The organism is Streptomyces sp. NRRL F-5755 (assembly GCF_001279365.1).
Classification (GTDB): Bacteria; Actinomycetota; Actinomycetes; order Streptomycetales; family Streptomycetaceae; genus Streptomyces; species Streptomyces rimosus.
Window position 1 is genome coordinate 27,442 of record NZ_LGCW01000270.1, and the last position, 18,609, is coordinate 46,050.

Consider the following 18,609-nt stretch of genomic DNA (forward strand, 5'->3'; position numbering starts at 1 on the left):
CCACGGCGCACGTTACGGATGGGTTCCCCACATGACCTTCGCTGATCTGCGTGACACCGTACTCGACACCGATCTCTGTGCCAGCTGTGGCGCTTGTGCTGCGGTGTGCCCGGAGGAGCTGCTGACGATCTCCTCCGACCGTCCCGTTCCCGAACTGGCCCCGGGCGCCTCCGCGGAGACCTGCGCGTCGTGCACGCTGTGCACCGATGTGTGCCCGGGACGCGACACCGCCGTCCCCGAGTCCGAACTGAGGGTCTTCGGCCGGACGAGAACGCTGGAGGAACGGTGGACCGGGATCGTCCGGAAGACCTATTCCGCCCAGGCGGCCGAGCCCCGCGTGAAGAACGCCGCCTCGGCGGGCGGAGCCGCCACCGCGCTGCTCGTCTCCGCCCTCGAACGCGGCGACATCCAGGCCGCTCTGGTGATCGGCCGGGACACCGAGCGCCCGTGGGTGCCGGTGCCCAGGCTCGCGACCAGTGTGGAGGAGATCGTCTCCTGCGCCCAGGCCACGTACTGCATCACGCCCAATCTGCAGTTGCTGCGCGACGCGCCGTACGAGCGGATAGGCGTGGTCGGCCTCGCGTGCCAGATCGAGGCCGTCAACCGCATGCGCAACCTGCCCGAGCGGCCGGCGCCCGCCGACCGCATCGCCTTCACCGTGGAGATCGGCTGCGCCTCCAACACCCGGCGCGAAGGCACGGAGCACCTGATCGAGAACCGGCTGGGGCTCCCGCTCGTCGACGTCACGGGCATGAAGTACCGCTCCGGTGAATACCCCGGCGAGTTCACCGTCCGGGACCGCGAAGGCACCCGCCACTCGCTGCCCTTCCACGAACTCGTGCTGGAGTTCAAGAAGTTCAAGACCTACCGCTGCATGGCGTGCCCCGACTGGTGGAGCGGCCTGGCCGACGTGTCGATCGCCGACGGCGACCCCAACATCTTCCGTACCAGCCGGGAGACCGAGCGAACGGAGAAGGCGTCGCTGCTCATCACCCGGACCGGCCGCGGCCAGGAACTGGTCGACGCCGCCGTGGCGAACGGAGACCTGCGGATCGCTGAAGAAACGTTTATCCCCGAAGAGAGCCTCGGCCTCCAGCGCAAGCGGCACCGGTACGCGAACTACGCCACGCAGCACCCCGGCAACGTCCCCGAACCACCGGTCACGGGTGAACAACTGGAGCAGCCGCTCGACGACGATGCGCTGATCGAATCGATGAGCAGGCCCCGATGACCGTGACGGCCACCGACGAGAGGCTCTTGACCGCGCTGTTCGGCCCCGAACGGCGACCTCCGGACCGCATCGCGGTGCACGCCCCCTACCCCGGAGGCCACCGGCCGCTGCCGCCGGACCTCGAACCGCACCCGGACAAGGCGATCAGCCAGCGCGCGACGCTGCTGGCCGCCCTCGCGGACGGCACCTGCCGGATCCGGCGGCTCGCGGACTGCCGGGATGTGCGCGCCAACCTGCGTGCGCTGTCCCTGCTGGGGGTGCGGGTCCGGGCCACCGAGGACGCCACCGTGGAGATCGACGGCCGCGGCACCGACGGCCTGAACGGATCCGGCCTGGTGCTGGACGCCGGCAACAGCGCGACCACCTCACGCCTGTTGTTGGCGGTTATGGCAGGCAGTACGGCGAACTGCACCGTCACCGGCAACGCCCTGCTGCGCTCGCGTCCGATGGCGGAAGTGATCGGCCCCCTACGGAACTTGGGCGCCGACCTCAGCGAACTGGCGGAACCGGGAAGGCTGCCGGTCGAGGTGCACGGCCGGCGGCTGCGCGGCGGCACGGTCGATGTCGCCGTGGACTCCGCCCAGCCGGTGTCGGCACTGCTGTTCGCAGGCTCGCAGGCCACCGGGCCGGTCCGCATCACCCGGCGCACCCCGGCCCGGGACCACACCGAGCGCCTGTTGCGCTGGACCGGCGTCGCCGTGGCCGAAACCGAGACCGAGCTCGTCGTGACTCCGGGCCGGCCACGCCCCTTCGACCTGGACGTGCCCGGTGACCCCTCGGGAGCCGCGCTGCTCGCCGCACTGCACCTGGCCTCGCCCCGGGCGGGCCAGGAGCTGACGTTGCGCCGGGTGGGCGTGAACCCGCGGCGTACGGGGTTCTTCCGGATCCTGCGGTCCATGGGGGCTGCCGTAAGTGACATACCGTCGGACGGGCAGGGGCCGGAGCCCGTGGCGGACCTCCGGATCAGCCTGCCCGCCAGGCTCACCGGCATCGAGATCGCCGGGCCCCGGCTGGTGCAGAGCGCCATCGATGAAGTGCCACTGATCGCCGCCCTGGCCACCATGGCCGCCGGCCGCACGGTCATCCGCGATGCGGCAGAGCTACGGGCCAAGGACACCGACCGGATCGCCACCACGGCCGAGCTGCTGAGCGCCTTCGGAGCCGGGGTCCGGGCCACCGCCGACGGCTTGGTCATCGAGCCCCGCCCGCTCACGCCCCCGCGCCGGGTCGTCCTGCCGCCGGACCACCGGGTGGTCTTCGCGGCCTTCGTCCTGACCCTGCTCGCCGGCGGCGCCACGGAACTGCACGGGATCTCCGCCGCGGCCACCTCGCATCCCGGCGCGCTCGACGACCTGACCCGCTACGCCCCTGTGGATGTGCTGTGACCACCGAACTCACGACAGATGCCGGAAGCATGGGCGCGGACGACCGCGACGGCTACACGGTGATCAGCGGCGGCTCCGGATTCCTCGGCTCGGCGCTGACGGACCGGCTGCTGGCCGAGGGCCGCCAGGTGGTGGTGCTCGACCGTACGCCGCCCCGCGGTCCCGGCGCCGTGCCCGTCCAGGTCGACCTCTCCGACGAGACCGCGCTCCAGGGCGCCCTCGACCGTCTGCTGGCCGAGCGCGGCGCCCCCGCCCGCCTCGTCATGTGCCACGGATGGTCCCCCAAGGGCGAGGACGGCACCGCCATCCCGGAGGAGAAGATGCCGGCCGGCCTCTTCCGGCAGGCCCTGGACGCGAATCTCACGAGTTGCTTCCTGCTGATGCGCGCGCTGGTTCCGGCCATGGCGGGCCGCGGCTTCGGACGCGTGGTGGCGGTCGGCTCCGCCGCGGCGCACACGGGCAGGACCACGGCCACATCCGCGTACGCGGCCGCGAAGGCCGGTGTCGCCGCCCTGGTGCGGACCTTCGCCGTGCGGTACGCCCCGCAGGGCGTACTGATCAACACCGTGGCTCCCGGCAAAATCACCAACCCTGGTTGGCCCGATGCGCCGGACGCGGTCGCCAGGTACCGGACGGAGATCCCCCTGGGCAGACTCGCCGACGCCGACGAGGTGGCCGACGCGATCTCCTTCCTGATTTCCCCGCAGAACAGCTACATCACGGGACAAACCATGATCATCGACGGAGGACGGCTGGCATGACGACTGCACCAACGCACACCGAACTCGAAGACCTGACGTGGACGGAGTTCGCCGACCGGGCCCCCGCCGTCCCGTACTGGCTCCTGGTCACCGGCAGCACCGAACAGCACGGACCGCACCTGCCGCTCGGCGCCGACACCCTCGTCGTGGAGCGGCTGGCCCGGCTCGCGTCGGCCGAGCACGGCGCCGTGATCCTGGGCAGCGTGCGCACCGGCGTGCTGCACGCGTTCCAGGACTGGCCCGGCAGCCAGCGCGTACCCGCCGCCGTACTGACCGAGCAGGTGACGGCCATGGCCCGGACCGCGGTCCCGTACAGCAACCGGCTCCTCATCCTGAACGGCCACGACGAGAACCACGAGCCCCTGCTGGTCGCCGCCCGTTCCCTGGTGGAACGCCACGGCACCGACGTGGTCGTCGTGGAATGGGCACAGCTCGTCAGCGACGTCATCCGCGAGGTGTCGGACTCCACCAGCGAGTCGCACGGGGGCGAGGGGCTGACCTCCGTCTTCCTGCACTGGTACCCGGAGCGCGTGCGCACCGGCCGGATCGCCGCCGGCACCCGGCCGAGCGGCGACCTGACGCGAGACGATCTGCACGTCAGCAAGCGCGCCCACCACGTGGTGCGGTTCTCGCCCGAGGACGTGCCCACCGGTGTGCTCGGCGATCCGCGCGCCGCCACCGCGGAAAAGGGCAAGGCCGTCGCCGAGGCCCTCGTGGCCCGGGTGGACGCACTGGTGAAGGAACGGGGATGGCTGTGACCGCCGGGATTTCGGCAGCCCGGTCGCCCCTGCCGCGGACGGGTGCGCCGGCCCTGGACGCGCTGCTGCACCGGGAGAGCCCGTCCATGACGCACACCATCCGGGGCGACATCGGCGTGACGCTGACCCGGGCGCAGGGCTGCACCGTCTGGGACGAGGAAGGACGCGCGTACCTCGACCTCACCTCGGGCTCGGGCGTGCTGCCCCTGGGCCATGGCCATCCCGCGGTGCTGAAGGCCATGCAGGACCAGTTGGCGGCCTTCGCGCACGGTGGCTGGCAGTACGGCTGCCCCGCCCGCGCCGACCTCGCCGAACGGCTCGCCGCCCTGCTGCCGTGGGACGATCCGGTACTGCTGTGGTGCACCACCGGGTCGGAGGCCGTGGAAGCCGCCTTGAAGGTGGCGCGCGCGGCGACCGGGCGGCGCCAGGTACTGGGCTTCCTGGGCGGCTACCACGGCAAGACCGCCGGCGCGCTCACGGTGACAGGCAACGCGGGCTTCCGCGCCGACGTCACCGAGATCCCGGTCGCGGGCCTGTCCCTTCCCTATCCCACCGCCGCCGGGCACGTGGCGCCCGGAGCCGCGCTCGCGACGGGGCACGACTTCGGCCGGGCCATCCTGGAGCATCCGGATTTCGGCGCCGACGCCGTGGCGGGCCTGATCGTGGAGACGGTCCAGGGCGCGGGCGGTATGCAGGCGGCCGCCCCCGGATTGCTGTCCGAGCTGCGGGAGTTCACCACGCGGCGGGGCATGCTGCTGATCCTCGACGAGATCTTCACCGGGTTCGGCCGCACCGGCGCGATGTTCGGCTACCAGCACGAGGGCGTGGTGCCGGACCTCGTGGTGCTGGGCAAGGCGCTCGGCGGCGGGCTGCCGGTGTCGCTGGTAGCCGGACCGCGCGAGCTGCTGAACGCCGTCCCACCGCTCCGTCAGACCAGCACCTTCTCCGCCAACCCGGTGGCCTGCGCCGCCGGCGCGGTGGTCGTCGACACGCTCCTGAACGAGCGGTTGCCCGAGCGCACCGCGGCGCTCGGTGACGTCCTGGTGCGCCGCGTGGCCGAGGTCGACGTACCCGGAGTGCGGCTGGAAGCCATCGGACGCGGGCTCATGACGGGCGTCCGCATCACGGCGGCGCCCCGCGGCGACCGGGGCGGTTTCACCCGCGCCGTGGTCCGCCGGATGCGCGAGCTGGGGGTGCTGGCCCTGCGCGGCGGCGCGGACGGCGCCGTGATCAAGTGGACTCCGCCGCTGACGATCTCCGAGGCGGAGCTGGCGCACTCGGTCTCCGTCCTGGCCGCGGCGCTGGCGACGGAGACGGACGCCGTACGGAGCAGCCGATGACCCGGACGCCGAACGAGCACGACACCCCGACGCGGGGCGGGGCCTGGTGGGGCCGGGTCTTCGCCCGCGGCGTGACCGGGGGCAATCACACCGCCGTGGTGCTGCCCGGCACACCGGTCGCCGATCCCGCGACGGCGGCGGCCGCGCTGGGCGTACCGGACACGGCGTTCGTGACCGCCCTCGACGCCGGCTCCGTGGTGCTGCGCACCTTCTCGCCCGTGGAGGAACTGGCCCAGTGCCTGCAGACCTCCCTGGCAGTCCTGACCGCGCTGGACGTGCCCGACCGGGTGCCGTGGCGGGTCCGCCACGAGCGCGGCGAGCAACTGGTCGTCCACCGGGAAGGCCAGGTCAGCTGGGCCCGGCACGAACAGGGCGAGCCTCCCGAGCTCCAGGAGTGCGACTGGCCCGGTTTTGTCGCTGTGGAACCGGCTGCTCGGGCGCAGGCGGTGGTCCTGCGGCAGGCCCGCAGCCGGATCCACCTGCGCTGCGCGGATGCCGGCCGGCTGGAGGCAGCACGGATCCGCGCCGACGACGTGCTGGAGCTGTGCGCCCGTACCCGCACGAACGGCCTGGTGCTGTCGGCGCCCGACGGGCCGGGCGAGTGGCGCGTGCGCGTGTTCACCACCTCCCTGTCGGGCGCGGAGGACAGCGCGACAGGAGGGGCGGTCCTGGGAGCCGGGACGCTGGCGGCACTGGACGGCGTGCGCGGGGACATCCGGGTGCGCCAGGGCCCGCGGGACCCGGCCCGGCAGGGCCATCTGCTGTTGCGCATCGAGGACGACGGACAGGTGCTGCTCGGCGGTGCCGTCACGTCCCTGCTCTCCGGAAGGCTGATGCTCACATGACCTCCGCAGCGCTGATCACCACAAGGATCCACCGCACCGTGGACGAACTGCCGCTGAGTTCGCTGGAACCGCTCTTCGCCGCCGGAACGCTGTACGACTCGCCCGGCTGGCTGCGCTACTGCGAGGCAGCAGCGGACGGTCTGCTGCGGCACATCACCCTGGAGGACGGGGAGGGGCGCACCGTGGGGCTGGCGTCCGTACGCATCGTGCGTGATGACCAGGTGATGTCCCTCTACAACCTGGAGGCCCTCCTCGGCGACCCGCCGGGCACCGCCCCTGGCGCGCCTGCTGTGCCCCTGTTCCCCAGCGCGGTCGCTGCGGTGTCCGGAGCACACTGCGTGATGCTGACCGACCCGGCGGCCGACGGCCCGCGGCGCTCCGCCCACCGCGGTGCCCTGGCGCGGGCAGTGGCGGAACTGGCGAGCGCGGAGAGCTGTACCGCAACGGGATTCCTCTACCTCGACGAGGAGGCCGCCCGCGATGTCGCCGAGGCACTCGGACCGGAGGCCGGAGCCCCCTTCCTCGTCGCCGCCCAGACCGAACTGGCCGGCGGCTGGCCGGACTTCGAGCACTACCTCGCCACGCTGCGCAGCTCGCGGCGCAACAAGATACGCCGAGAGCGCAAGCAATTCGCCGAAGGAGGCATCAGCACGCGCGTCCTGTACGGCACCGGCGAGCTGAACGAGGCCACCGCACGGCTGCAACTGGCGCTGCGGCAGCGCTACGGAGCCGCCGGCTCCGTGGAGTCCATCCTGCGCGACTACGACCACCTGCGCGCCACGGTCGACGACCGGGTGCGGGTGTTCCTGTGCGAGCGGGAGGGCCGGCCGATCGGCATGAGCCTCGCCCTGGTCGACGGCGACCGGCTGCACGTCCGCCTGGCCGGTTTCGACTATTCCGCGGCTGCCGAGTTCGCCTACTTCAACGCCGTGTACTACGAGCCGATCCTGTGGGGCATCGACCACGGGATCACCCGCTACTCCTTCGGCACGGGCACATACGGGGCCAAGCTCGCCCGCGGGTGCACACCTGTCCCGCTGTACGGGGTCACGCACTGGCCGGCGCCGCTGCGGGAGCACGCGGCCACCCGCCTCGCCGCCCGCGAGGTGTCCCTGCGCACGCAGCTGGGACTGCCGCCTGCGTACGCCCCCGCCCCGGCCGAAGGAGTGGCCCAGTGACAGCGGCACCCAAGGCCCCCCTGGTGATCGCCGACGCGCCAGGAGGCCCCCACCCCTCGCTGTACCTGCCGTCGCTGCTCGACGAGTTCGACGTCCACGTGGTCTGGCTGGATGTCGAGGCGAACACACCGCGGCAGCGGCGCGTAGCCGCACTGCAAGCAGCCGAGGAAGCCGGTGGCTCGCTCACGGCCGTACCCGCTCCGCAAGAGGTCCACCAGGCGCTGTCCGAAGTGGTGACGCGAACGCGTGCGGCCGGCGTCCTCGCCTTCAGCGAGCGGGTCGTCCACATCGCCCAGCGCGTCGCCCATGACGCCGGGCTGCCCGCCAACCCGCCGCACGTACTCGACGCCCTGCAGGACAAGCGGCTGCAGCGCACACGGCTGCGGGACAGCGGCCTGCCCACGCCCGGCGTGGCCGAACTGCACTGCGAGGAGGACCTGCGGCGGGCCGCGGCCACCTGCTCGTTCCCCGCGGTCCTCAAACCGTCGGTCGGCATGGGCAGCACCGCCACGTTCCGGGTGGACCATCCCGGCCTGCTGGAGGACACCTGGCAGCGGGCCCGTGAGCTGGCGCTCGCCGACGGCCGGATCGCCCACCACCACCCGGTGATGCTGCTGGAGGAGGAGCTGACCGGAGACCCCCGCCACGCCGAAGGAGGGCTGGGCGACTACCTGTCGGTCGAGGCGCTGGTGGTGGACGGCGTGCTGCATGTCCTGGCGGTCTCGGACAAGCTGCCGCTGTCGCCGCCGTACCGGGAGAACGGGCACATCCTGCCGGCCCTGCGCCCCGCATCCGGCACCGCTGCCGCCGTTGCCCACGTACGGGACGCGCACCGGGCTCTGGGAATACGGTTCGGCGCCACCCACACCGAGGTGAAACTCACCCCCGACGGTCCCCGCGTCATCGAGGTCAACGGGCGCGTCGGCGGCAGCGTCCCGGAGCAGTTGCTCCTGGTCGCGGGCTACGACCTGCCGCTCAACCTGGCCCGGCTCTCCGTCGGGCGGCGGCCGGACACCGATGCGAACTGCCGACGCTGGTCGGCATATCTGACACCCCAGCCCCCCGACGGCCGCCACCGGATCGAGGTCGCCCCGACCCCCGAGGCGCTCCGGGCCGTCCCCGGTATCCGCAGCGTCCACCACGTCGCGGCCCGCAACTGTGTGGTGGATTCGGCCGACGGCACGGCGAGCAATCTCGTCCGTGTCGTGGCGGCCGTCGACAGTCCGCAGGAGATCTTCGCGCTGGCCGAGCGGCTCGCCGGCCCCGAGATGTTCAAACTCCGCCCGGAAGGCACAGGAGGAGACAGCCAGTGAACGCGACCACCATGGCCCCGGACCAGCGGTCCGGCGCCCCGACGCACGTGAGGGTCTTCATCGGGGAACCGTCCTCGATCGACCCGTGCAACGGTTTCGAGCACGACGGAGCACTGCTCCTGAGGTTCCTGGCCGACCCCCTGGTGGACTACGACCCGAACACGGGCGAGCCGCGGCCGGCGGCAGCCGAACGCTGGGAGGTCGCCGCGGACGGCACCCACGTCGATTTCCATCTGCGTCCCGGTGTCCGCTTCCACCACGGCCGAGAGGTGACCGCTGACGACTATGTCCACTCGCTCTCCCGCGTGGTCCGCCCGGAAACCGGTTCAAAGCTCGCCTACCACCTGGCCTGCGTCCAGGGCTACGAAGAGGTGCGAACCGGCGCGGCGCGGACGCTGAACGGTGTGACCGCGATCGGTCCCCGGCAACTGCGCGTCCGGCTCACCCACCCCTTCCACGAGATACCCGCGGTCTTCGGCCACCGCGTGACGGCCGCGGTTCCCGCGGAACTCACCGAAGCGGACCCCGACGCCTTTCGCACCGCCCCGGTCAGTACCGGCCCGTACCGCATCGCCGAGCCGTGGGCCCCCGGGAAAGGGCTCGTCCTGGAGCGGTTCGACGGATACCACGGAACCAACCTCGCCTTCCCGGACGGCGGGGCCGGACACCTCGACCGGCTCGAATTCCGCATCTACGAGGAACTGGAAGACGCCTACCAGGACTGGCACCGCGGCGAGCTCGACATCGTCAAGGTGCCGCCCGCCCGAATCCCCGACGCCCTTCCCCTGGGAGAGCGCTTCCGCCGGACCCCCTGCGCCCTGATGCAGTACGTCGGCTTCCCCGTCGACACGGCTCCCTTCGACAACCCGGTGGTGCGGCGTGCGGCGGCCATGGCCGTCGACCGGCAGGCCATCATCGACTCCGCATTCAGCGGCACCCGGCCGATCGCCCAGCGCATTCTCCCGCCGGCACTTCGGGGCGAGGACGACGCCGACCTCACCGGCATCCGATACGACCCGGCCGCCGCGCGCGCCCTGCTCGACGCGCACGGCATCGCCCCCGTCACCACGGACTTCACCTACAACGCGGGCCTGGGCCACGACGGCTGGGTGACCACCCTGGTCGGACAGCTCAATGACAACCTCGGATGGAACGTGACCCCGCGGCCGATGGCCTGGCCGCAGTTCCTGTCCTGGCTGGGACGTGCGGACACGCTGTTCCGCATGACCTGGGCGATCGACTACCCGTCCGTCGACAACTTCCTCTACCCCCTGTTCCATTCGGCGTCCATCAGCGACGACAATTTCACGCGCTACCACAACACCGAGGTGGACACCCTCATCGAAAAGGCCCGCGCCACCGCCGACGCCGCAGAGCGCCGAAGCCTGTACACAGCGGCGGAGACCAGGGCCTGCCAGGACCTCCCGCTGCTCCCCCTCTGGTTCGGAGTCCAGTACCACCTGGTGAACCTCGACAGATTCCAGGTCGACGGGCCCGTGGTCGACATGTTCGGAGAACCAGTGCTCCGCATGTTCCAGCGGCGTTCCTGACCGCCATGACATCTCCCGATACACAGCCGAAAGGAACAGCAATGTCCGACACGGAAAACGCCCGGCACACCGACCACGACAGCGGGCCGAGCAGTCTGGAAACCTACGAGATGTGCTCCCCGCCCTTGCCGCTGCCCGAGGCACGCGAGACCGGCCACGCGACCCAGGAGGACGACTGGCCCAGCGACACAGGCCCGTGGGCGCACGGCCTGTGAGTGGAACCGGCGCAGCTTTATATTCCGGGCGCAACTCCGGTGAGCATGCACGGGGATGCGGGCGTGCCGACCACGGGCCCTATGGACCGCGTCAGCAAACGAGACAGGCCCTGACAGCCTGTTACGTTTTCACGCAACGATCGAGGTACGGCTGATACAGGATCTCGGGACGGCTGCAATGCAGGGCTGGCTCACTTGTGGGCGCGGTCGGTGCCGCGCTCACGCTTCCAGCCGCCGCGGCGATTGCCGCTCCGGCGGCCCACGCGGGCTCTTCCTCCGCAGCATCTTCCGCGGCCCACACGGCGAAGAGCGTCAAAAAGGCCACCTTCGAAAACGGCGACACCCTCACGCTGGACGGCAAGACCAACACCGCCAACGTCAAGGACCGCAATGGTTCCGTCATCGGCACGATGAACATCAACAAGATCGGCCCGGTGCACCACCACGCCGACGCATCCTGGACGTACCAGATGGTCTTCCCGAAGGCCGAGGGCGAGGGCGACCAGGTGCCCCCCTACGTCCTCGTCAAGCAGGACGGGAAGAAGGTGCACTCCCTCGCCTTCCCGAGGGGCTGAACACTCGGCTGACCGCCGCACTGCCTGCGGGGGCGATCGGGACCGCCCCCGCAGGGGTTTCGCCCCGTCACACGGTCATGCCGTCGAGCGTCTCACCGAGCGCCGTTGACAGTTGGCAGTCACTGCACGTCTTTCACATACCGGAAGAGGGCTTCGACCGGGGAAGTTTGCTGGGGAAAATCAGCTGCGTAACGCAGCACGATCCCCAAAGACGCTGAAAGGGATCGCCGATGGACGAAGGTTGGGGACGCCGCGGTGTTCGGCTCACCGTCGAGACGTACGCGTGCGCCACTTGGTGATGGGGCGGACGGTGGAACGGCATGCCCATAGGCAAAACGACCACCTCGACCGCCTCACGGCGCCAGATACGAGTAGGCCGGCCCGACCAAAGCCGATACCAAAAGCTTTTCCTGGGGACGTAGGCGACCGACGACAAGGGATCGGAGGCGGAGGCGGGCGGCGCCAGCCGCTTGAGCAGCAGCGTGTGCTGTACAACTTCCGTGGGCAGTACTCGGCCAATCACTGGGCCTTGACGATGACGAGCAGCCTCGGAAGGCAGCGATCTTAAGGGCGCCGGGGGCGACGAGCCCACCGTCTTCGCGTAACGCGCACGAGCGAAAAAGTAGCCCTGCTCATCCTTCGTGTGAAGCAGGCCGCCCCCACGCTCTCCTGCTGGATCGGCCGAGAGCAACCCAGCCAAGGAGTACCAGCTGCCCGATCAGTGGGCCAATGACGTACGGGGAGCGTCTTCCACGAGCTGCTTCCGCACCACGCAAACAGCCGCCGGAGCGGTCGTGGGCCATCACCCCGTTGGGATCTCTCTGGAACTTCTCCGGGACTTCCGGCCAGATCAGGTCACAAACCCGTCCGCACTCTTCTACGGCATCTCGGGCGGTATGGACGAGGAAGAGCGCCGCAAACTGCGCAGCCGCCGCCAGCGGAAGCGCTGGGCGGCTTGAGGGGCTGTGGCATGGTGGAACTTCTCCGCGATTACGGGTGCCGCCGGCCCCGGACGGGGCACAGAATTCTGCCCGGCGGCTATTCGCCTACGGTGCCGTCGGCGAGTTCGCGTGCGATGTCCAGATGCCCGGCGTGCCGGGCGTACTCCTGGAGGAGATGAAAGAGAATCCACATCAGCGTCGGGCGGTCTTCTTCGGCCGGAACACGGCCACCGAGCGTGGCGGCGCCGTCCTCCAGCCGCGCCCCGGCGACGATGAGTCGAGAGCGGGCGCACTGCTCCAGGAAGAACGTCCTGATGTCGTCGAACGTCTCGGTCGGCTCGATGTGCCACGGTTCGCGGCGGACCTTGACGTCGCCCCAGGGCTCTTCGACGGGTTCGCCCGAAAACCCCCACCGCAGCCAGCGCAGTTCCACGTAGGCCAGGTGTTTGAGCAGGCCGAGCGGCGCCCAGCCGGAAGGCAGCCGGCTGTTTCGCAGCTCCGCTTCGGACATTCCCTCCAGTTTGCGCAGTACGGCGTCCCGGTAGAAGTCGAGATAGCCGGTCAGCAGTGCGCTCGGGTCACTGAGGGTTACCGGGGGCTCCGGCGGAGGTTCGATTCTGTGGACCACAAAGGGACATTAGGCCGCACCGAACCGTTCTGTCCATACGTTCTTTCCTTCGGTGCGGGCCGGCCCTTTCTCACGGTACGGACCCTCATTCTCGTGGTAGGCCACCGGTTGGCCATCGCATAGTGTTGACCCTCTTGGGACGTATGTGAGGACGACCGGAGGACATGTGAGCGCTCGGACCGGAAAGCCCGACGGTGGTATCCCGCACCAGGATGCGGGCGGCGAGGGCGGGAAAGCCAAGGGAAAGCAGCGCTCCTTCTGGAAGGAACTGCCGCTGCTCGTCGTCATAGCCCTCGTACTGGCGCTCCTGATCAAGACTTTCCTGGTCCAGGCGTTCTCCATCCCCTCCGACTCGATGCAGAACACCCTCCAGCGCGGGGACCGGGTCCTGGTCGACAAGCTCACCCCCTGGTTCGGCGCCGAGCCCGGGCGCGGCGAGGTCGTCGTCTTCCGCGACCCGGGCAACTGGCTGGAGGGCGAGCCCGCCCCGGAGCCCAACGCGGTCCAGAAGGTTCTCGGATTCATCGGCCTGATGCCGTCGGCCGACGAGAAGGACCTGATCAAGCGCGTCATCGCCATCGGCGGTGACACCGTCGAGTGCCGGCGGGGCGGGCCGGTCAAGGTCAACGGCAAGGCGCTGGACGAGCCGGACATCTACCCCGGCAACAGCGCCTGTGACGACAAGCCGTTCGGGCCGTTCAAGGTGCCGGCGGGCAAGCTCTGGGTGATGGGCGACCACCGCCAGATGTCCTCCGACTCCCGCTGGCACATGGACGACCCGAAGACCCACGGTTTCGTGCCGGTCGGGAATGTCGTCGGCCGTGCCGTCGTCGTGGCGTGGCCCCTCAACCGCTGGGCGACGCTGCCGGTCCCGGAGACCTTCGACCAGCCCGGCATCGGCGACCGGCCCGCGAAGGCCGCCCCGGGCGTTTCACGGGCCGTTCCGCGGTAGCCCGTCGCCTGGAAGTTCTCCACAGCGTGAAGCCGGGGCCCGTGAGCCCCGGCTTCACGCTGTGGAACGGCTGCCGCCGGTCATCCCGAAGCGCCGCAGATGCACGACCAGCTGCCGTCGCGGCTCTGGATGACCTGGGCACCGCATCGGCTACAGCTCATCGGTGTTCTCGTCCTCAAGTGCGACGGCTGCCGCGCCGGCCAGGAGTGCGATGACGGCACCCGTTGCCACGACGGCAAGGGCGATGCGCAGCACCGGGCGCTTGGGCCGCCGGGCGGGCGGTGTGGCCTGCGGGGCCATGTCGGCTCCCTTCGTGAGAGGTACGGTCGTGGGCGTCGGACGTGGCCGGGGCAACTGGAGACGCCGGTGTCCGGCACCTTAGGCAGCACTGTGTTGCAGCCACCCCGAGAGCATGTATCAGCCACCTCTCGGTCGTCGCGCAACAACGTCACAGGCACGTGAAGCAGGCCCTGACCTCGCAGGCACCACCGCCGTCCCGGATCAGGAGGCGCGGCGCGCCACGAGGGCCCTCCCGGTACCCGACGGCAGGGCCTCCGGTGACCCGTCGCGCGGCGGCGGCACCGCGCCGTGGCGTTCACCGGCGATCGGATTGCCCGCCCACCGGGTGCCGGCCGGAACGCTCTCGCCGCGCATCACCAGGGACGCCGGCCCGACGGCGGCCTGCTCGCCGACCGTACTGCCCGGCAGCGCGATCCCGTGCGGGCCCAGTGAGGCGCCCGCCGCCAGATGTACGGCGTCCAGCCGCATGATCCGGTCGTGGAACAGATGCGTCTGCAGCACACAGCCGCGGTTGACGCTGACGCCGTCCCCGAGGGTGACCAGATCGGTCTCCGGCAGCCAGTACGTGTCGCACCACACGCCGCGCCCGATACGGGCTCCCAGGCTGCGCAGCCACCAGTTCAGCACGGGCGTGCCGGTGAAGGCGCCGGCCATCCACGGTACGGCCAGTGATTCCACGAAGGTGTCGTACAGCTCGTTGCGCCACACGAAAGACGACCACAGCGGATGCTCGCCCGGCCGGAAACGCCCGACCAGCAGCCACTTGGAGGCAGTCGCCAGCAGCGCGGCCAGCAGGGCGCAGGGCAGCAGCAGCGCCCCGCCCACCAGTGCCGCCCATCCGAACCCGCCGTCGCTCAGGGCGTACTGCTCACCGATCAGTACCGCTTCGGCCAGCATCACCGAGCACATCAGCGGCAGCACCCGGCACAGCTCGACGGCAGCCCGCGCCAGCACCAGCCGGCGCGGCGGCTCGAAGGTGCGGCCCGGGTCGGCGGACGAGGGAATCCGCGGCAGCGGCAGCGCGGGCCGCCCCAGCCACGACGAACCGGGCTTGCTGTGCGCGGGCGCGTCCGACAGCACACCGATCAGCGCCTGGTCCGGGACCTCCCGGCCGGGTCCGACGATCCCGGAATTACCGACGAACGCCCGCCGCCCGACGCGTGCGGTGCCCACACGCAGCCAGCCGCCGCGCAGTTCGTACGGTGCCACCAGGGTGTCGTCGGCGAGGAAGGCACCGTCCGCGACGGTGAGCAGGGACGGCAGCGGCAGCACGGTGGAGATCTCGGCGTGCCGGCCGACCCGGGCGCCGAGCAGCCGCAGCCACAGCGGGGTGGCCAGGCTCGCGTACAGCGGGAAGAGGCTGCTCCTGGTGCCGTTCAGCAGCCGGGTGACCAGCCAGGCACGCCAGGCCACCGGGCCGCGTACCGGATACGCACCCGGCCGGATGCCGCGCCCCAGCAGCCGGACCACGGCGGCGACCAGCAGGATCCAGCACACCGTGGTGACGACGGCGATCGCGGGGGCCGCGGCGAACAGGCGCAGTGCCGCGTCGGAGAGCGTCGCGCAGTCGCGCACCAGCGCGTAGACGCCGGTGAGCGCGGGCAGTGCGGCCAGCAGCGGCAGTACGGGCAGTCCGGCCAAGGTCAGTGCGTATGCGGCGGCCCAGCGCCGGGAGCGGGGCGGGCGGGCATCGGGCCAGTCACTGCCCGCCGTACGCACGTCCTCCTCCTCGGCGGGCCGGGCGGGCGAGCCGGCCCAGGCTTCCCCGGCGGGTACGGTCCCGTCCAGGCAGCCGCCGGGCGCCAGTTCGGCACCGGGGCCCAGCACGGCGCCGGGCATCAGCGTCGAGCGGTGCCCCACCCGGGCGCCCGCCCCCACGGACACGGCCCCGACGCGAAGCACGTCCTGGTCCAGCCACCAGCCGGACACATCGGCCTCCGGCTCCACGCTGGCGCGCTCGCCCAGCTCGGCCAGCCCCGTCACCGGGGGCATGGCGTGCAGCGCCACATCGGCGCCCACGCGGCAGCCCAGGGCCCGTGCGTACAGCCGCGCCCACGGCGTGCCCAGCAACGCGGGCACCCCGAAAGCCGCCACCGTCCGCTCGGCGGCCCACAGCCGCAGATGGACCCGTCCGCCCCGGGGGTACGTGCCCGGGGCGATGGAGCGGGTGAGCGCACGGGCGGCGAGCGCGCCGATGACGAACCGGGACGGGGCGCTCAGCAGCACCAGCCAGCCGGTGAAGACCACCCACCAGGAGGTGTGCGGCGCCCAGGTCTGCGGGGCCAGCAGCCCGAGTACGTTGTCGGCGGCGGCCAGCCCGACCGCGACGCGCAGCCCGGTCAGACCGTACAGAAGGGTCTGGACGACGATCTGGAAGGCACCGGTACGGCGCGGCACGACGCCCGCACGGCCGGGGCCCGTCTCCCGACGGTCCGTGTGACGTTTGTCGAGCCCTTTGCCGGGGCGTATCGCTTCGGCTCCGCTGTCGTGGGTTCTTCCGTTGCCGGCGGCCTCCGTACGGGCGGGCGCCAGTGTCTCCAGGTAAGCGGCCATTTCCCGTAGAACAGGTTGCCGGTAGAGGTCGGCCACCGAGATGCCGGGATGGTCGGTGCGCAGCTGGGAGGCCAGTTGGGCGGCGCTCAGGCTGCTGCCGCCCAGAGCGAAGAAGTCGCTGTCCGCGTCGGGCCGTACGCCCAGCAGTTCTTGCCATGCGTCGGCGAGGCGAGCGGCGGTGCCGTGGAGAGCGTCGCGCGGGTCGTCATCCTCCGCGCCTGCCGTATTCTCCTTCGCCGCGTGTTCTGCGTCCGGGCCCCCGGAGGCCGCCGCGGGCAGTGGCCAGGGCAGCGCATCGCGGTCCACCTTTCCGGAGGTACGGGTGGGCAGCTCGGCGACCTCGGCCAGTACGGGAACCAGCGCGGCGGGCAGCCGGTCCGCCAGGACCTTGCGCGCCGACTCGGGGCTGAAACCCGTATCCGTACCGGGCCGGTCCTCCGTCACCACGTAACCGACCAGGATCCGCCCGCCGGACGGGGTGGTCCGCACCGCGGCGGCGGCCCCGCGGACTCCGTCCAGTTCGGCCAACGCCGCGTCGATCTCCCCCAGTTCGATCCGCCGGCCGCCCACCTTGACCTGGTCGTCCACGCGTCCGACGTAGACCAGCCCTTCGGGTTCGGCCCGCACCACGTCCCCCGTACGGTAGGCACGCCGCGCGTCGAGCGCCGGGCAGGGGCCGAAGCGCTCGGCGTCCTTGGCCCGGTCGAGATAGCGGGCCAGACCCGCGCCCGCGATGACCAGCTCGCCCTGGGCACCGTACGGCACCGGCGCTCCGTCGCCGTCGACGACGGCCAGGTCCCAGCCGTCCAGCGGAAGTCCGATCCGTACCGGCGTTCCGGGAAGCATACGCTCGGCACAGGCCACGACGGTGGTCTCGGTCGGCCCGTACGTGTTCCACATCTCGCGGCCCGGGGTGGCGAAGCGCTCCACGAGCCCGGCGGGGCAGGCTTCGCCGCCCACGATCAGCAGCCGCACGGCCGCCAGGGCCTCGTCCGGCCACAGCGCGGCCAGCGTCGGCACCGTGGAGACCACCGTGATGCCGCGTTCGACCAGCCACGGCCCCAGCTCATGGCCCGCCTTCACCAGCGAGCGTGGCGCGGGCACCAGGCACGCGCCGTTCCGCCAGGCCAGCCACATCTCCTCGCAGGAGGCGTCGAAGGCCACGGACAGTCCGGCCAGCACCCGGTCACCGGGCCCCAGCGGCCGGCTGCCGCCGCGCAGAAACAGCCCCGCCTCGGCGTCCACGAACGCCGCGGCGGCCCGGTGGGTGACGGCGACGCCTTTGGGCGCGCCGGTCGAGCCGGAGGTGAAGATGATCCACGCGTCGTCTTCCGGGGACACCGTGGGGGGCACGGTGCTGCCGTCGGGTGAGGAAGTGGTGGGCTTTGGTGAAGCTTCGGCATCCCCGTCGGCCGCCGTGAGCCGCGGCTCGGCCGCGCCGTCGAGCACCGCGCACACTCCCGCCTCGCGGAAGACCGAGGCCGCCCGTTCCTCCGGATCGTCGGCGTCGACCGGCACGTAGGCGGCACCGCTGCGCAGCACGGCCAGGATGGACAGATACAGCTCCGCCGTACCGGAGGCGACCCGCACTCCGACCCGGTCACCGGGCCCGATGCCATGCGTCGTAAGGGCATGGGCGCGCCGGCCGACCTCCGCCGACAGGGCGCGGTAGTCGAGCACTTCTCCCCCGGTGTCGAGGGCGGGCGCCTCGGGGTGAGCGGACACGGAGGCGTCCAGCACATCGAGCAGGGTGCGCGGCGGGTGAGCCGGGGCGCCCCGGAAGACCGCCGTACCGGACGGGCCGGGCGCACCGGCTGCCGGCGGTTTCGTATCCGCGGGAGGGCGGGCGAACAGGAAAGGGGGCAGGAACATCGAGAGCCTTTGGTTCAGCGTGCAGACGGTCGAATGCCCCTATGGGCATCCGACCGTATAGAGAGTCCGCGCGGAGGCGGCGTTTACAGTTCCGCACCAACATTCCGCAAAATGTGGTCCGATTCCGCCGGAGTGGCGCGACCACGAGGACAACGGCGGCATACCACGAGACGCGTCCAAGAGCGGGCAAAGGATAAGAACCGTTCTCAGAA

At 71.4% G+C, this 18,609-nt stretch carries 15 protein-coding genes; 12 read left to right on the top strand and 3 right to left on the bottom strand.

The features are described from left to right. Positions 1-31 precede the first annotated feature (31 nt). The 11 genes from ADK86_RS25040 (at position 32) to ADK86_RS25085 (ending at position 11,151) form a co-directional block, all read left to right on the top strand. A complete protein-coding gene (locus ADK86_RS25040) occupies positions 32-1,231 on the top strand; it encodes a Coenzyme F420 hydrogenase/dehydrogenase, beta subunit C-terminal domain (RefSeq protein ID WP_063789079.1) in 1,200 nt (399 codons plus the stop codon). Next, positions 1,228-2,616, top strand: coding sequence for a 3-phosphoshikimate 1-carboxyvinyltransferase (locus ADK86_RS25045; RefSeq protein ID WP_053698606.1), 1,389 nt, complete (start codon positions 1,228-1,230; stop codon positions 2,614-2,616). Before ADK86_RS25040 ends, ADK86_RS25045 begins: the two co-directional genes overlap by 4 nt. Beyond that, complete coding sequence (locus tag ADK86_RS25050) at positions 2,613-3,377, top strand: SDR family NAD(P)-dependent oxidoreductase (RefSeq protein ID WP_159393949.1); 765 nt, start codon at positions 2,613-2,615, stop codon at positions 3,375-3,377. The genes ADK86_RS25045 and ADK86_RS25050 overlap by 4 nt, the downstream gene beginning before the upstream one ends. Then, the gene (locus ADK86_RS25055; RefSeq protein WP_053698608.1) at positions 3,374-4,135 is read left to right on the top strand and encodes a creatininase family protein; all 762 of its coding nucleotides are present in this window, start codon (positions 3,374-3,376) and stop codon (positions 4,133-4,135) included. The genes ADK86_RS25050 and ADK86_RS25055 overlap by 4 nt, the downstream gene beginning before the upstream one ends. After that, a complete protein-coding gene (locus tag ADK86_RS25060) occupies positions 4,126-5,475 on the top strand; it encodes an aspartate aminotransferase family protein (protein WP_078952253.1) in 1,350 nt (449 codons plus the stop codon). The genes ADK86_RS25055 and ADK86_RS25060 overlap by 10 nt, the downstream gene beginning before the upstream one ends. Further along, positions 5,472-6,320, top strand: a complete 849-nt coding sequence (locus tag ADK86_RS25065) for a PhzF family phenazine biosynthesis protein (protein ID WP_053698610.1) — start codon at positions 5,472-5,474, stop codon at positions 6,318-6,320. The genes ADK86_RS25060 and ADK86_RS25065 overlap by 4 nt, the downstream gene beginning before the upstream one ends. Beyond that, on the top strand, positions 6,317-7,498 hold the full coding sequence (locus ADK86_RS25070) for a GNAT family N-acetyltransferase (protein WP_053698611.1): 1,182 nt from the start codon (positions 6,317-6,319) through the stop codon (positions 7,496-7,498). Before ADK86_RS25065 ends, ADK86_RS25070 begins: the two co-directional genes overlap by 4 nt. Next, entirely contained in the window at positions 7,495-8,811 is a 1,317-nt protein-coding gene (locus ADK86_RS25075) for an ATP-grasp domain-containing protein (RefSeq protein ID WP_053698612.1), read from the top strand. The genes ADK86_RS25070 and ADK86_RS25075 overlap by 4 nt, the downstream gene beginning before the upstream one ends. Continuing rightward, complete coding sequence (locus ADK86_RS25080) at positions 8,808-10,361, top strand: ABC transporter substrate-binding protein (protein ID WP_053698613.1); 1,554 nt, start codon at positions 8,808-8,810, stop codon at positions 10,359-10,361. Before ADK86_RS25075 ends, ADK86_RS25080 begins: the two co-directional genes overlap by 4 nt. A gap of 41 nt (positions 10,362-10,402) precedes the next feature. Then, complete coding sequence (locus ADK86_RS43295; protein ID WP_159393950.1) at positions 10,403-10,576, top strand: hypothetical protein; 174 nt, start codon at positions 10,403-10,405, stop codon at positions 10,574-10,576. 197 nt (positions 10,577-10,773) lie between these two features. Next, a complete protein-coding gene (locus ADK86_RS25085; protein ID WP_053698614.1) occupies positions 10,774-11,151 on the top strand; it encodes a hypothetical protein in 378 nt (125 codons plus the stop codon). 1,038 nt (positions 11,152-12,189) lie between these two features. On the opposite strand, the gene ADK86_RS25090 is transcribed toward ADK86_RS25085, so the two are convergent. Further along, complete coding sequence (locus ADK86_RS25090; RefSeq protein ID WP_053698615.1) at positions 12,190-12,720, bottom strand: DinB family protein; 531 nt, start codon at positions 12,718-12,720, stop codon at positions 12,190-12,192. A 199-nt stretch (positions 12,721-12,919) separates the two neighbouring features. Between ADK86_RS25090 and lepB the strand changes: the two genes are divergently transcribed. Beyond that, positions 12,920-13,672 carry a signal peptidase I gene (gene lepB, locus ADK86_RS25095; protein WP_234346019.1) on the top strand — a complete coding sequence of 251 codons (753 nt, stop codon included), beginning with the start codon at positions 12,920-12,922 and terminating at the stop codon, positions 13,670-13,672. Positions 13,673-13,822: 150 nt separating this feature from the next. Here lepB and ADK86_RS43300 read toward each other — a convergent pair whose 3' ends face one another. Together ADK86_RS43300 and ADK86_RS25100 are read right to left on the bottom strand one after the other, a co-directional pair. Beyond that, the gene (locus ADK86_RS43300; protein WP_159393951.1) at positions 13,823-13,972 is read right to left on the bottom strand and encodes a hypothetical protein; all 150 of its coding nucleotides are present in this window, start codon (positions 13,970-13,972) and stop codon (positions 13,823-13,825) included. A gap of 201 nt (positions 13,973-14,173) precedes the next feature. After that, complete coding sequence (locus ADK86_RS25100) at positions 14,174-18,397, bottom strand: Pls/PosA family non-ribosomal peptide synthetase (protein ID WP_063789080.1); 4,224 nt, start codon at positions 18,395-18,397, stop codon at positions 14,174-14,176. Positions 18,398-18,609 lie beyond the last annotated feature (212 nt).

Bases quoted from the DNA above. Each gene is read 5' to 3' on its own strand.
- ADK86_RS25040 (WP_063789079.1), top strand. From the start codon at position 32: ATGACCTTCGCTGATCTGCGTGACACCGTACTCGACACCGATCTCTGT.
- ADK86_RS25045 (WP_053698606.1), top strand. From the start codon at position 1,228: ATGACCGTGACGGCCACCGACGAGAGGCTCTTGACCGCGCTGTTCGGC.
- ADK86_RS25055 (WP_053698608.1), top strand. From the start codon at position 3,374: ATGACGACTGCACCAACGCACACCGAACTCGAAGACCTGACGTGGACG.
- ADK86_RS25060 (WP_078952253.1), top strand. From the start codon at position 4,126: ATGGCTGTGACCGCCGGGATTTCGGCAGCCCGGTCGCCCCTGCCGCGG.
- ADK86_RS25065 (WP_053698610.1), top strand. From the start codon at position 5,472: ATGACCCGGACGCCGAACGAGCACGACACCCCGACGCGGGGCGGGGCC.
- ADK86_RS25070 (WP_053698611.1), top strand. From the start codon at position 6,317: ATGACCTCCGCAGCGCTGATCACCACAAGGATCCACCGCACCGTGGAC.
- ADK86_RS43295 (WP_159393950.1), top strand. From the start codon at position 10,403: ATGTCCGACACGGAAAACGCCCGGCACACCGACCACGACAGCGGGCCG.
- ADK86_RS43300 (WP_159393951.1), bottom strand. From the start codon at position 13,972: ATGGCCCCGCAGGCCACACCGCCCGCCCGGCGGCCCAAGCGCCCGGTG.
- ADK86_RS25100 (WP_063789080.1), bottom strand. From the start codon at position 18,397: ATGTTCCTGCCCCCTTTCCTGTTCGCCCGCCCTCCCGCGGATACGAAA.